10 protein-coding genes are annotated in these 13503 nt (G+C 68.6%); 4 read left to right on the plus strand and 6 right to left on the minus strand.

The annotated features are described in order from the left end of the window. Positions 1–83: 83 nt before the first annotated feature. Complete coding sequence (locus TMO_RS06765; RefSeq protein ID WP_145978083.1) at positions 84–2750, minus strand: glycosyltransferase; 2667 nt, start codon at positions 2748–2750, stop codon at positions 84–86. A gap of 338 nt (positions 2751–3088) precedes the next feature. Here TMO_RS06765 and TMO_RS29185 point away from each other — a divergent pair, with 338 nt between their 5' ends. Beyond that, the gene (locus tag TMO_RS29185; protein ID WP_051045319.1) at positions 3089–3463 is read left to right on the plus strand and encodes a hypothetical protein; all 375 of its coding nucleotides are present in this window, start codon (positions 3089–3091) and stop codon (positions 3461–3463) included. A gap of 4 nt (positions 3464–3467) precedes the next feature. Here TMO_RS29185 and TMO_RS06780 read toward each other — a convergent pair whose 3' ends face one another. Then, on the minus strand, positions 3468–5273 hold the full coding sequence (locus TMO_RS06780; RefSeq protein WP_014744865.1) for a calcium-binding protein: 1806 nt from the start codon (positions 5271–5273) through the stop codon (positions 3468–3470). 198 nt (positions 5274–5471) lie between these two features. Between TMO_RS06780 and TMO_RS06785 the strand changes: the two genes are divergently transcribed. Beyond that, the gene (locus tag TMO_RS06785; protein WP_014744866.1) at positions 5472–6566 is read left to right on the plus strand and encodes a glucokinase; all 1095 of its coding nucleotides are present in this window, start codon (positions 5472–5474) and stop codon (positions 6564–6566) included. A 44-nt stretch (positions 6567–6610) separates the two neighbouring features. After that, the gene (aguA, locus tag TMO_RS06790; protein WP_014744867.1) at positions 6611–7741 is read left to right on the plus strand and encodes an agmatine deiminase; all 1131 of its coding nucleotides are present in this window, start codon (positions 6611–6613) and stop codon (positions 7739–7741) included. A 4-nt stretch (positions 7742–7745) separates the two neighbouring features. Here the strand turns inward: aguA and TMO_RS06795 are convergent, their stop codons facing one another. The 3 genes from TMO_RS06795 to TMO_RS06805 all read right to left on the minus strand — a co-directional run bounded on the left by TMO_RS06795 (position 7746) and on the right by TMO_RS06805 (position 11296). After that, complete coding sequence (locus TMO_RS06795) at positions 7746–8642, minus strand: pirin family protein (protein ID WP_014744868.1); 897 nt, start codon at positions 8640–8642, stop codon at positions 7746–7748. A gap of 144 nt (positions 8643–8786) precedes the next feature. Continuing rightward, positions 8787–9983 (minus strand): M24 family metallopeptidase, encoded by a 1197-nt coding sequence (locus tag TMO_RS06800; protein ID WP_014744869.1) that lies wholly within the window; start codon positions 9981–9983, stop codon positions 8787–8789. Between the two features lie 8 nt (positions 9984–9991). Further along, complete coding sequence (locus TMO_RS06805; protein WP_014744870.1) at positions 9992–11296, minus strand: spinster family MFS transporter; 1305 nt, start codon at positions 11294–11296, stop codon at positions 9992–9994. Between the two features lie 181 nt (positions 11297–11477). Here TMO_RS06805 and TMO_RS06810 point away from each other — a divergent pair, with 181 nt between their 5' ends. Next, positions 11478–12482, plus strand: coding sequence for an AraC family transcriptional regulator (locus TMO_RS06810; RefSeq protein ID WP_014744871.1), 1005 nt, complete (start codon positions 11478–11480; stop codon positions 12480–12482). On the opposite strand, the gene TMO_RS06815 is transcribed toward TMO_RS06810, so the two are convergent. Beyond that, positions 12472–13380, minus strand: a complete 909-nt coding sequence (locus tag TMO_RS06815; protein ID WP_014744872.1) for a cation diffusion facilitator family transporter — start codon at positions 13378–13380, stop codon at positions 12472–12474. The two genes, TMO_RS06810 and TMO_RS06815, sit on opposite strands and share 11 nt — an antisense overlap. Positions 13381–13503 lie beyond the last annotated feature (123 nt).

Below are 13503 nucleotides of genomic sequence, written 5' to 3' on the forward strand. Positions count from 1 at the left end.
TGCCGGGGGTTTCCTGCCTCCGGCCCCGGCCGCCGGGGAGAGCCGGCGACGGCGGGGACGGGATCCGGGATGGTGGTCAGATGTCAGGCATGCTGGCCGGTCTTGGCCGCCAGGAGCTGGGCCTTGGCCGCCTTGCGGGCCGCACGGGTCTTGCGCGCGGGCAGGGCGGCAATCAGCGCCATCACCAGACTGGAGCCGTAATTCGCGGCCTGCAGCAGCATCAGCGCCACCCAGAACCGGCTTTCGACGAAGGGTGCGTAGACGATCGAGATGCCGATCGCCACGCCCACCAGGGCCACCGCCAGGATGGTTTCGGCGCGGGCCATCTGGAAGGCCTGCATCACCGCCGGCTGATTCTCCGCCTTGGGCGTGCGGAAGAAGGGCAGGTGTTTGGTGATCAGACCGTAGAGCACGGCCGTGCCGATGGTGAAGCTGAGGCTGAGACCGGCAAGGCAGGCGCCCAGCCGCTGGCCGATGGTGCAGTTCACGCGGCCCTGATAGAGGCCGATGATGTGCATGGTGCGGATCGCGAAGCCGGCGAGTGCCGGAACCACGAACAGCGAGGAGGGCAGTTCCACGATCGCCGGGAAAGCGATGGCCAGCGCACCCCACAGAACCGACAGCACGGCGATGATCAGACCCAGGGCATCAGCCGCCCAGCCGGCCCAGCCGGCCAGGAAGTGATACTTCTGCATCGGCTTCAGCGCCGAGCGCTTGCGGCCCAGGATATAGCCCAGATGGCCGCGCATGATCTGCATGCCGCCATAGGCCCAGCGGAAGCGCTGCTTCTTGTAGGCCATGAAGCTGTCGGGCGTGACACCCCAGCCGAAGCGGTGGTTCGAATAGACCGAGCTCCAGCCGTTCTCCATCAGGCGCAGGCCAAGCTCGGTGTCTTCGCAGATGCACCACTCCGACCAGCCGCCGACACTCTCCAGCGCCTTGCGGCGGATCATGGTCATGGTGCCGTGCTGGACGATCGCATCGTGATCGTTGCGCTGAACCATGCCGATGTCGAAGAAGCCGGCATATTCCCAGTTGGTCGCGGTCTTGAAGGGATGCTCCTGCCAGTCGCGATGATCCTGCGGCGACTGGACGAAGCCCACCTTTTCGTCGGCGAAATGCGGCGTCATCTTCCGCAGCCAGTCGGGCGAGACCACGTAGTCCGCGTCGATGACCGCGATCACCTCGGAATCCTCGGCCGTGTGGCGCAGCGCATAGTTCAGAGCGCCGGCCTTGAAGCCTTCGAGCGGGGCGACGTGGAAGAAGCGGAAGCGGGGGCCGAGTTCGGCGCAGATCCGCTCCAGCGGCCGCCACACGGCCTCGTCCTTGGTGTTGTTGTCGATGACCAGGACCTCGAAGTCCGGGTAGTCGAGCCGCGAGAGTGCGACCAGGGTCTCGCGCATCATCTCGGGCGGCTCGTTATAGGCCGGCACGTGGATCGAGACCTTGGGCAGGCGGTAGCCTTCGGGAGCGGCTTCCACCGGTTCGCTCGGCCGGCGACGGCCGCGGGCGAACAGAACCTCGACGAATTCCAGCGTCTGGGAGAGCAGCAGGATGACCAGCATGCCCATCAGCACCGCGAGCACGCCGCCCGCAACTGCACCCGAGACGTCCATGTACTGGACGGCGAAGCGATAGCCGACCCAGGCGACCAGGGCCGCCGCAGCCTGCACCAGCACCACGAAGGAGAGCCGGCCGGTCCACGACATGTCACGACGACGCGCCAGGAAGGTGAGGTTCAGCGGCAGGGCGATAAGGGCCGCGGCCAGCGCGATGGCGGGCCAGGCCGGCAGCGGATCGACCGGACCGGTCAGGTCGAATTTCGGCTGACGGTCGGCATTCCAATAGCCCCAATAGGCACCGACGCCACCCTCGTCATACCGCTTCCACGGCTGGTCGAAGGCTTCCATCAGGTAGAAGTTGATGCCTTCCTTCTTAGCGCGCGCGACCAGCTGGCGGATGAACTTGGCTTCTTCGGCAATCGAGGGCACGGCCTTGTTGAAAGCGCGGCCATCCGACGGCCAGCCGGCCTCGGCAACCAGGATCGGCTTGCCCGGATACATCCGCTTCAGGCGGTTGTACATGGCCACCGTGTGGTCGATCGACTGCTCGACCGTCAGACCTTCCCAATAGGGCAGGATATGGACGGCGAGGAAATCGGCGGCACGGCCGAGTTCGGGATGTTCAAGCCACACATGCCAGGGCTCCGCGGTCGACACCGGCTGGCGGACCTGACTCTTCACCTGGCGGATGCGGGCGATGATCTGTTCGGGCGTCTGGTCGGCGCGCAGGATCGCCTCGTTACCCACCAGCACGCGGGTGACGTTGGGGTTCCGGCGGGCGCCCTGGACCAGGGCCTCGATCTCGCGATCGTTCTTGGCCTCGTCCTTGTCCAGCCACGAGCCCATGGTGACCTTCAGGCCGCGCTCGCGCGCCAGGGCCGGTACGGCCCCCTGGATGCCGAGGGCCGAATAGGTCCGGATCTCGCGGAACCGGGTGGCGACCAGCGCCAGATCTTCCCGGACCTGATCGACGGTCGGCTCCTCGCCGGCCTTCGGATCATTCTCCGGGCGAAAGGGTGAATAGGCGGCGCCGAGCAGGGGCTCGGTCACAGCGGGCAATTCCCGCTCGTGCTGATTGGGGAGGGCCCAGAAGGCCACGTTGCCAAGCGCGATGACGGCCGTGACGGCAATGGCGCCGATCCAGCCGCGCGTCTTGCCGCGCGTCTTCTTGGTCGGTTCAGCAGGCATGTCGTTCGGCACGATCTTGCGTCCCAAGTGATGCCACGGAAAAACGGCGCGCCCCGGAATGGAGTGCGCCACGAGCCAACCATTTGTCTTTTGAGTGCACTTGAAGGCTGCGCCCGCTGATCTCTTTCGATCACCGGACTGAACGACATGCGTCTTTTCAGACGGCTTGTGTCGTTCCTTCCACTTCCAGCTTTACCTCAAACGAAACCGGGCTTCGCCACGCCCGACCTGTCCTCGTTTCTTTTTTAGTTCCGACGCAGCCCCGCGTCGGTTACGAGTTATATATGCTCCGCCCCGGGCCACACAACAGCGGAACGTGCATAGCCATGTGTCAAGATATGTCCCGCGAACATCCCTCCGCCCTGTTTCTGCCCCTCGCTGGTCTTGGGATCGCCGCAACCATCCTTCTGGCCCTGTGGTTGAGGGTGGAAGTGGTCCAGCCCGAGGCATTGACGTGGGCCTGCGCCGCCGAGGCGCGCCCGCTCTGGTGCGGCCCCCGGCAGCTGCTGCTGGAAGCCTTCAACATGGGCGTGATCGGCGGCGCCGCCCTTGTGGTTTCGATCGCAGCCCTGATCATCGCCCATCCGCTGGGGCAGAAACTGGCGCTGGCGGGGCTGGTGCTCTCGATCTTCGCCTTCGCGCTCTACAATGCCGGCGCGGCCGCCCCGGCCGCGGTCTTCGCCCTGTTGCGGCTGTTCCGCAGCCGGGGATAACCCCTTATGCCAGCAGGAAGTCCGCCGCGGTCAGCCCGCCCGGCTGCACGCCGTCAAGGATGATGCTGCCGGCGGCAGTGACGAGGACGGCATCACCGCCGAGGCGCATGAAGGCCGCGCGGGCGGCCCCGGCCGAGGCGAAGAGATCGGCGTCGAGCACGATCAGATCGTGATCGTCGGCATGGGCGTTGAAATCGGTGATCCGGTTCACGCCCGCGATGCCGGCCGAAAAGTCGAAACGGTCACTGCCCGTGCCGCCCGACAGCCGGTCATTGCCGGTGCCTGCGATCAGCAGGTCGTCGCCCGCGGCACCGAACAGGGCGTCATCGCCCGCGCCACCGTCGAGCCGGTCGCCGCCGGCCCCGCCATGGAGCAGATCCCGGCCGCCGAGCCCCGCCAGGACATCGTCGCCGGCCAGGCCAAAGATCCGGTCGGTGCCGGCCGTGCCTGCCAGGGTGTCGGCGGCGCCGCTGCCCTCGCTATGGCCGGCCCAGGCGATATCCGCCCCGAACCACGACCGGTTGTCGAGCCCGTCCGCGCCCAGGTCGAAGGACTGGAACCAGCCGTCGAAATCCACCCGCTCGACCGAGCGCAGCTCTTTGAGCCCGAGCGTCCCGGTTTCGTCATAGAGGAAGACGGTGCCGTCGCCGAGGCGCAGCGCGGTGATGTCCGATGCGTCGCCCGCGATCTCCACCCGGTCGGTCCCGGCCCCGCCCGCGACCGTGTCGTTGCCGGTGGACAGTGCCACCAGATCATCGCCGCCGAAGCCGTCGAGGAAGTCGCCACCCCGGCCGTCCCGCAGGCGATCGGCCTGATCGGTGCCCAGGATGAAGGCGGGCGCGCCGTGGTGATCCGAGGTGGCGCGCGGCGCATCCTCCACCCAGACGGTGCCGCGGAGCAGGTCGCTCAATTGCGAGATCACCACCACGCTGTCGGTCGTGATCTGATCATAGAAGCTCGACCGGCCGATCACGCTCACCGCCGGTTCCGACAGGATGCCGGTGACATGGGCGTTCCAGCCGCCCGCGATGTTCAGGATGCCGAAGGGGCCGTAGGGCGACAGCGGGTTGGCGTAAAAATCGTTGAACAGCACGATGTTGTCGGCCGAACTTGCGAAGCTCTGATCCTCGTTGATCAGCGCTTCGAGCAGGCCTTCGCCGACCGAGCCGTCGGAGGTGCCGATGATGCGGTAGACCACGTCGTTCTCGGCGCCGAAATTGAGCACCACATCCGGGTCGTCATAGATCGTCGGCGAGGAGAAGCCGAAATAATCGGCATCGGCATAGAAGCCATCGGCCAGTTCCCCGCGGCGTTCGGCCAGATTGTTCACGGCCGCGCCACCCAGGCTGTAGCCGGTAACCAGCACGTCGGCGCCCGTCAGGCCGATATCGGCTGCGAAACCGGCCGTGGCCTCCAGAAGATAGGCGAATTCATCGACATAGGCGGCATCGACCAGATCCAGATAGTCGACCACATCCCCCGCATCGCTGGTGCCGGCGAAGGCGACCGCCAGCCGGGTGATGCTGCCGTCAGCCGCCGTCTCGGCCAGGATGCAAGCCTGCGGGCTGCTGGAGGTCTGACCGATGAAATTGCCGTAAGCATCGACCCGATCGGCGGAAAGCCCGAGTTCGGCGGCGGTGACCGCACGCCAGCCGGCGGGCAGATCTGGATCACCGCCGCCGGCTTCGGCCACCACGCCGATGACGCCGGCGAGGGCATTGAAGGCGGCGAACTGGGCATTGCGGGCAAGACCGAAGGCGGTCTCGATATCGGCGCGGGCGTCCTCGCCCTTATAGGTGAAGATCGGCATTTCCCCTCCTCAGCCGTGACCAGGGGGTCCGGCGTCTTTTTATCAACCAAAGGTTATGTTAGGGGCGGGGTCTCGGCGCGGTCAATGACGTTTACGTAAACGTTAATCACCCGGCCCACGGCCTTCCGGGCTAGGCAGTGCCGGGGTGGCAGGGTATGAAGGGCCGGGTGGCGGCGCTTTCAAGAAGGATCTGATGCGATGCGCTTTCCCGACGGCAGCCCCTCGCAGCCGGGGCGCCCGCAGCGGGGCGGTTCGAAGACGGAGCGGCCAGCGGCACCGCGGCCGCAGCCCGATCTGCTGATCGCGGATCTGGGCGGTACCAATCTGCGCATCGCCCGGCGCGACGGCCGCGGCCGGACTGTCCTGCTCGGCCGCTTCGCCAGCCACGAGATCGAGGATCTGCCCGATCTGCTGCGCCGGGTCTGGCTGAAGGCGGCCGGCCGGGTGCCGGCGGCGCTGGCCATCGCCGTGGCGGGCCCGATCGATCATGGGGCCGGGCAGGCGCGGTTGACCAATCATCCGGCGCTGGCGATCTCCTCCGCCGCCATTGCACGGGCGCTGGGCCTGCGCGGCATTGCGATGGTCAATGATCTGGCGGCCCAGGCGATGGGGCTGGCACTGGGGGCGGGCGGCACGCGCGAGATGGTGGCGCCGGGCACGCCCGATGACGAGGCACCCCGGCTGCTGATCGGGCTTGGCACCGGCTTCGGCACCGCGCTGATCCTGCCCGGGCGTGGCGGGCTGCCGCAGGTGGTGCCGGCCGAAGGCGGGCATGTGACGCTGGCGGCGGAAACTGCCGCCGAATGGGCGGTGATCGAGGCGGCGCGGCCGCTGCCCGGCACGGCCGGGGTGAATGATCACGTCTCGGCCGAAGATCTCGTTTCCGGCCACGGCCTGCCGCGGCTGGCGGCGGCGGTTGCCGCGGTGCGCGGGCTGGCCCCTGTCCAGGGTGAAGCTGAGGCGGTGACAGAGGCGGCCCTTGCCGGCGATGCCGGGGCACGGGAGGCGTTCGAACTGTTCTCCGGCTGGGCGGGGGCGGTGGCCGGCGATCTGGCGATCGCGACCGGCGCGCGCGGCGGCGTGGTGCTTTCGGGCGATCTGCTGCATCGGCTGGGCGGGCTGTTCGACCGGCGGCGGGCGGCGGCGCGGTTCAGGGCCAAGGGCAGGTTTTCGGCCTATCTCGCGAATGTGCCGCTGGAACTGGCGCCGGCCGGGGACGATCTGGCCTTTGCGGGGCTGACCGGCATCGCCGATGCGGTGGCGGCGCGGGAGGCGGGGCCGGTCTTCGACTGACCGGGCCGTCTGACCGAGGGGACCAGAAGCGGAAGGGGGACGCCATGACCGGCGACCAGACAAGTCCGACGCCGGCGGCGCGCGGTTTTCGCATGCCCGGCGAATTCGCACCGCAGGATGGCTGCTGGATGATCTGGCCGGAGCGGCCGGACAACTGGCGGCTGGGCGCCAAGCCGGCCCAGGCGGCCTTTACCGCGGTCGCAACGGCGATTGCCGACGTCGTGCCGGTGACGGTGGCGGTCTCGGCCCGGCAGTGGTCGAATGCCCGATCCCGGCTGCCGCACCAGGCGCGGCTGGTGGAGATGAGCACCAACGACGCCTGGATGCGCGATGTCGGCCCCAGTTTCGTGACCGACGGCGCCGGCGGCCGGCTCGGCATCGACTGGCGGTTCAACGCCTGGGGCGGCTTTCATGACGGGCTGTACTTCCCCTGGGACCAGGACGATCTGGTGGCGGCCAAGGTGTCGGAGATCGATGCCGATGGCAGCTGGCGGGCACCCGTGGTGCTGGAGGGCGGCGCCATCCACAGCGATGGCGAGGGCACCGTCTTCACCACCGCCGAATGCCTGCTCTCCCCCGGCCGCAACGGCCCCGACGGGCGGGCGGCGGTCGAGGCGGCGCTGGGGCAGGCGCTGGGCGCCGAGCAGGTGATCTGGCTGCCGCGTGGGGTGTTCCTGGACGAAACCACCGGCCACGTCGACAACCTGATCCATGTGGTGGCGCCGGGCGTGGTGTGCCTGACCTGGACCGATGATCGCGGCGATCCGCAATGGGAACGCTCGGCCGAGGCTGAGGCGCTGCTGGCCGAAGCACGCGACGCACGCGGCCGGCGGCTGACCGTGCACCGGGTGCATCAGCCGGGCCCCCTTGCCCTGACCGCAGAAGAAGCGGCGGGGGTGGATGTCGTGCCCGGCAGCCAGCCGCGCCGCGCCGGCGACCGCCTGGCCGGGTCTTACGTCAATTTTCTGATGGCCCACGGGGCGGCATCGGGCCGGCGGCGGATCGTGATGCCGCTGCTGGATCCCGCACGCGATCAGGCGGCGGCCGATGCAATCGCCACCGCCTGTCCGGGATGGGAGATCCTGGGCGTGCCCGGGCGCGAAATCCTGCTGGGCGGCGGCAATATTCATTGCATTACCCAGCAGGTGCCGGCGCGCCGGGGGCGCCAGTCGTAACCGATCAGAAGCGGCCGCGACGGTAGTCGTCGATCGCCTGGATGATCTCTGCTTCGGTGTTCATGACGAAGGGGCCGTAGCGGGCGACCGGCTCGCCGATCGGCCGGCCGGCGACCAGGATCGCCCGGGCGGGCTGGTCCGAGGCATTGGCGAGGCCGAGCCCGCCATCCCCGCCCAGAACCGCCAGGCGTGCGGTGCCGAGCGGCCGCGCCGCCTCTCCCGTGCCGGCGATCAGCGCGCCGTCATAGACATAGAGGAAGGCGGTGTGGCCGGCAGGGACCGGCAGTTCCACCTCACCGCCCGGCACCAGCTCGATATCGACATAGAGCGGGTCGCTGGCGACGCCGGCCACCGGGCCGGTGGTGCCGAACACCTCGCCCGCGATCACCTTGACCGTGCCGGCATCGCCGGGCAGGGCGGCGGCGGGGATGCTCTCGGGCCCGAATTCGCGATAGGCGGGGCGCGCCATCTTTTCGGCCGCGGGCAGGTTCACCCACAGCTGAAAGCCGCGCATCAGCCCTTCGGTCTGCTCGGGCATCTCTTCATGGATGATGCCGCGGCCGGCGGACATCCACTGCACGCCGCCCGGCACCAGCACGCCCTTGTGCCCGGCATTGTCGGCATGGCGCATGCGGCCGGCGAGCATATAGGTCACAGTCTCGAAGCCGCGATGCGGATGGGCGGGAAAACCGCCGATATAGGCGCCGGGATCGTCGGAGCCGAATTCATCCAGCATCAGGAACGGGTCGAGCATGTCGAGCGACGGCTGACCGATCACCCGCTTGAGCTTGACCCCGTCACCATCGGAGACGGCACGGCCGACCACCACCTGCGTGACGTGGCGACCGGTCGTGGCATCCGCGGGCCGGGGCGAGGAGGTGAGGGTGGTGGTGGCGGTCATCGGGCACACCCTTTCGAATGGCTGCGGGCGGCGCACCGGCGCCGCCCTGTTTTCCCGATCCAAGATAGGGTGTCGGAGACTGTTTCCGAAGACCGTAGAATTGCAACGCTCCGTCGCGCAGATGGAAACGATGCGACGGGCGGCTTACACCGGGACCACCAGATCTTCCAGCCGGTCCGGGGCGCTGGTCAGCGACAGGCAGCCGGTTTCGGTCACCAGCACGGTGTCGGAATGGCGGAAGCCACCCAGCCCCTCGATATAGATGCCGGGCTCGATGCTGAACACCTGGCCGGCCTCGACGAGCCGGTCATAGCCCTCGGCCAGAAAGGGCGCCTCGTGGCCGGTGACGCCGAAGGCATGGCCGGTGCGATGCAGCAGGTGGTCGCCATGGCCGGCGCAGATCAGCGATGCATTGACCGCCTCGTCGATCGCGGCCATCGATGCACCGGGCTTCAACAGGTCGAAGGCCAGCGCCCGGGCCTCTGCCATCGCGTCGAAAGCGGGCCTGGCGGCGGCCGGTATCTCCCCCAGGAAGAAGGTCCGCTCCAGCTCCGCCGCATAGCCGTCGGCCCGGCAGGCGATGACGCTGACATGCGGGCCGCCCCGGCCCAGGGCCATGAACAGGTCGGTGAAGTTGTGCGGATCGTGCGAGACCTCGGGCGGCTGGGCCACCGCGGCGAAATTGCAGGCGAGCAGGTTCAGATGCGGATTGCCGGCAAGGGCTGCGCCGGTCATCCGGCGGGATAGCGCGCCGTGGATCTCGATCACCTTCAACCCCGGCTGCGCCATGGCGAGAAGGGCGGCATGGGCGTCGGAGACCAGATCGGCGGCATGGCGCAGCCGGCCGATCTCCCAGGGGGATTTCACCATCCGCAGATCCTCGACCAGGGCGGCCGGTACCGGATCATGGCCGGCGGCCGCCAGCCGCCCGGCGACGAAGAGCGGGCAGTCGGGTTCGACCGCGAGCCTGAGGCCGGGGGCGAGCAGCCCGGTCAGCCGGTCATCCCAGCCCTGGCCGGCAGGGGCGGGGAATTCGCGATAGGCGATGCAGTCGATCGCGCCCAGGCTGCGGATGCGGACATGGGGGATTTCGAGCGCCGGCACGATGAAGCGCAGCGGGCCGTCGCCTGTCACCACAAGGATAAACGGGCGTTCGTGGACGAAGTTCGCAAAATGGGTGAGGTAGTAGACGCTGTCGGGGTTGGTGAGGACCAGGGCGTCGATGCCGGCAAGCTCCATGGCGGTGCGCAGCCGGTCGACGCGGCCGGTGATCTCGGAGAGCGGCGGGGCGCCGGTGATGGGGGCGGGGCGGGCGTCGGTGGGAAGGATTTCTGTGGTCATTGAGGGGCTCAAAGCTCCGGATCGATGCGGCGGCGGCGGTTGAGCGCGGCCTGGAAGAACAGGCCGCTGATCAGGGGCGGCAGCAGGGTGACGATCAGCGCCAGGCGCAGCGAGGCGCCGCCATCGGCGGCCAGGCCATGGGCGAGGGCCAGATCGCTGATCAGCCCGACCAGGGCGGGCGCGCCGCCATAGCTGATGATCGAGGTGGCGAAGACCATGAAGGCGATAGCGGTGGCGCGGACATGCGGGCCGGCCACGACCTGCATGCACGACATCGACGGGCCCATGCCGAGGCCCGAGACCAGGAAGGCCAGGAAGAGCAGGCCATAGGCGAGGCCGGTATCGCCCACCAGGAAAGTGGCGGCGAAGAGCGGGGCCGAGACCAGGCCCGCCAGTGCCGGCAGGCGAAACTCCCACGACCGGGCGCGGCGGATCAGCCGGTTGGCGAGCCAGCCGCCGGCGAAGGTGCCGATCAGCACGCCAAGCCCGAGGGCAAGCCCGCCGCTGCGGCCGAAGTCTGCGATGCCGACGCCGTGGACGCGCTGGAAAAAGGCCGGGATCCAGGTGGCGAGGCCGACAGTGACGTAATAGAAGGGAATGGCGATCAGCAGATGTATGACGGCGGCCGAGCCGAGCAGATCTGCGAGCGCAGGCTTCAGCGCCGGCGGTCGTGTGGCGCCGCCCCGATCGAAGCGGCCGCGCGGGGGCTCCCTGAGGACCAGGGGGATGACCAGGGCGAGGGCCAGGCCCGGCAGGCCGAAATAGAAGAAGACCATCCGCCAGCCATGTTCCGCGACCAGCGCGGCCGCGACCACCAGGCCGATCATGCTGCCGAGCGAACCGATGCCGGTGAAGACGGAGACCGCCCAGGCGCGACGTTCGGGCGGAAACAGGTCGCCGATCAGCGAATGTGCCGAGGGCACGCAGCCGGCCTCCCCCACGCCCACCGTCATGCGGGCGGCGAAAAGGCCGATGAAGCTGCGGGCCAGGCCGCAGGCGGCGGTGGCGAGGCTCCAGAGGGCGAGCGATACCGCGATCACCCGCACCCGGTTGGTCCGGTCGGCGAGCCGGCCCATGGCGAGGCCGAACACGGCATAGAACAGCGCAAAGGCGAAGCCGCCGAGCAGGCCCATCCGGGCGTCGCTGAAGCCCAGCTCGGCCTTGATCGGCTCCAGCAGGACCGAGAACAGAACCCGGTCCATGTAGTTGAAAAGATTGATCAGGCCGAGCAGCGCAAGCGCGAGCCCGGCCCCCTGTGCAATCGTCGGCCCACCCTCGGACCTGTCGGTCGCAACTCCGTCTGATGCCGTCATTGTCGTTGTGCTCCCTGTCTGCCGCCTTGATGGCGGGTTGAGGGAAGTGTGGCGCGCGGGCTGGCCCGGCGTCTTTCCAGGGATGCACGGAGATTTTGCATTTCGTCCCTCCGCATGCGCTGATACGAGACCGGATGCAAAATTCTTCGGAAGAAGGTGGATGGTCATCGGGAGAAGGTGGATGGCGGCGGGTATGGGCACGCCCTGGACCGATCAGCGGGCGGTGGTGGCGGCGCTGGAGGCCGGCACGCCGCTGATGGAGGCGGCGCCTTTCGAGGGGCGGAGCCGGTTCGAGATCATGCCGGGCGACATCGTCGGCTGGTGGCTGGACGGACGGCTGACCGCGGATCTGACCCTGCGCCATGTGATGGACGACACCGTCAGCATCCAGTTCGTCCAGACCGGCGGCGGGCGCCGCCGGATCACCGCCCATGGCACTGAGCGCCATGGCGGCGGCACGCTCTATATCGGGCTGTTTCCGGCCGGCAGCCGCCAGATCCGGCGCTGGCGGGCAGGGCGGCCGATCCGCTATGCCGCCTTCTGGGTTCCGCCCGCCCATGCGGCGGCGGTGCTGTTCCCCGACCGCACCGGCCGGCTGCCGGCTTTCACCGATCTGCTGAACGGGGGTCTGGAGGCGCCCTTCGGCCTGTCGGTGACGATGACGCCCGCCATGCATGCGGTGATGGACGCGCTGATCGACGGCCCGCCCCGGCCTCAGGCGCTGGCCCGGGCCTATGAGAGCCTGAAACTGCAGGAACTGATGATCGAGGCGGCGGGCGTGATGGCGGCCGCGGCGGGGCCACGCCGCGCCGCCGACGGCGTGCCCGCCCGGACCCGCCACGAGATGCAGATCGAACGGGCGGCGGACATCCTGCGGCGGGAACTGGCCGACCCGCCGGGTTTTCGCGACCTGGCGCGACGGGTGGGCATCAGCCACAACCGGCTGGCGGCGGGGTTCGTGACACGTTTCGGCTGCACACCCCACGACTATGGCAAGCGCCATCGCATGCAGGCGGCCCGGCGGATGATCCGCGAGGGCCGCCATGGTCTGGTCGACGTGGCGGCCCTGGTCGGATTCTCAGGCCAGGCGGCGTTCGGCCGGGCCTATACCGCCTTTTTCGGCCATCCGCCGGGCGTGGACAGGCGAGCGGGCGTGGACAGGCGGGGGCGTGCGATCAGGCCATGACGTGATGGCCGGCCGGCTGCGGCACCAGAACGATCTGCGCGCCCGGCAGGGCCTGGGTGAGGGCGGCGCGCATCCGGTCCAGGATGCCGGCGATCTGCGAGAAGGGGCGGTCGCCTTCGAAGGTCAGCGTGATCTCGACCTCGGCACCATTGCCGAGCCGGCGGCTGCGGACCCGGATGATATCGTCATATTCGTCGAAGAACTGCGCCAGGACCTTGTTGATCTCCATCTGCATCGGCTCCGCCAGCGAGCGATCGAGCAGGTCCGGCATGGCTTCCTTGAGCATGCCGTAGGTGGTGGCGAGCATGATGAAGGCGACCACCGTCGAGCCCACGATATCGGCCCAAAAGGACAGCATGACATTGCCGGCCAGCTGGTCCAGCGCCACGCAGCCGACCACGACCACCGAGCCGATGGTCTTGGCGATGCGGGCGCGATATTGCGAGGCCACGATGATCGAGGCGCCGTCGCGGGCTGCGCGGCGCAGCGACAACATCTGACCGATGTTCAGAAACAGGTTGAAGGTCACGAAGAAGGTGGCGAGATAGGCGGCACTGCCGGTTTCCGATGCTGCCGGCACCTTGGTCGCGATCTTGTAGATGATGAAACAGGCCGCCACGACCAGCATCATCGCGATCAGGATGGAGACCGCCTGTTCCAGCTTGGCGGTGCCGTATTCGAAATTGCCGGTGCGGCGGCGGTTGATGTTGCGCAGCGTGGCATAGGACACCAACCCCACGCAGATCAGCAGCGTGCCGCGCACGCCGTCGGCGATCATGGTGAGCGAGCCCGACCAGATTGCGACCGCCACGAACGGCCCGCAAAGGGCAAGGTCTGCCAGAACTGCGATCGCAACCGCGCGTTCGCGTGCCCGCTCGGCTGGCGACATGTTGGACATACTGACGTCTCCCGGTGAACGGGTCGTTGTTCTTCCGGCCGCCGGGAGATGCCGATCCCCACCGGCAGGCCCCTGCGGTGCCGGCGAACCGGCCCCGGCGGATGGCCCCCCTGCCATCCGGAC

It is taken from the genome of Tistrella mobilis KA081020-065, from assembly GCF_000264455.2.
GTDB lineage: Bacteria > Pseudomonadota > Alphaproteobacteria > Tistrellales > Tistrellaceae > Tistrella > Tistrella mobilis.

What these genes read in the sequence shown, in the direction of transcription:
- TMO_RS06765 (WP_145978083.1), bottom strand. Translation starts at nt 2,750, where the DNA reads ATGCCTGCTGAACCGACCAAGAAGACGCGCGGCAAGACGCGCGGCTGG.
- TMO_RS29185 (WP_051045319.1), top strand. Translation starts at nt 3,089, where the DNA reads ATGTCCCGCGAACATCCCTCCGCCCTGTTTCTGCCCCTCGCTGGTCTT.
- TMO_RS06780 (WP_014744865.1), bottom strand. Translation starts at nt 5,273, where the DNA reads ATGCCGATCTTCACCTATAAGGGCGAGGACGCCCGCGCCGATATCGAG.
- TMO_RS06785 (WP_014744866.1), top strand. Translation starts at nt 5,472, where the DNA reads ATGCGCTTTCCCGACGGCAGCCCCTCGCAGCCGGGGCGCCCGCAGCGG.
- aguA (WP_014744867.1), top strand. Translation starts at nt 6,611, where the DNA reads ATGACCGGCGACCAGACAAGTCCGACGCCGGCGGCGCGCGGTTTTCGC.
- TMO_RS06795 (WP_014744868.1), bottom strand. Translation starts at nt 8,642, where the DNA reads ATGACCGCCACCACCACCCTCACCTCCTCGCCCCGGCCCGCGGATGCC.
- TMO_RS06800 (WP_014744869.1), bottom strand. Translation starts at nt 9,983, where the DNA reads ATGACCACAGAAATCCTTCCCACCGACGCCCGCCCCGCCCCCATCACC.
- TMO_RS06805 (WP_014744870.1), bottom strand. Translation starts at nt 11,296, where the DNA reads ATGACGGCATCAGACGGAGTTGCGACCGACAGGTCCGAGGGTGGGCCG.
- TMO_RS06810 (WP_014744871.1), top strand. Translation starts at nt 11,478, where the DNA reads ATGGCGGCGGGTATGGGCACGCCCTGGACCGATCAGCGGGCGGTGGTG.
- TMO_RS06815 (WP_014744872.1), bottom strand. Translation starts at nt 13,380, where the DNA reads ATGTCCAACATGTCGCCAGCCGAGCGGGCACGCGAACGCGCGGTTGCG.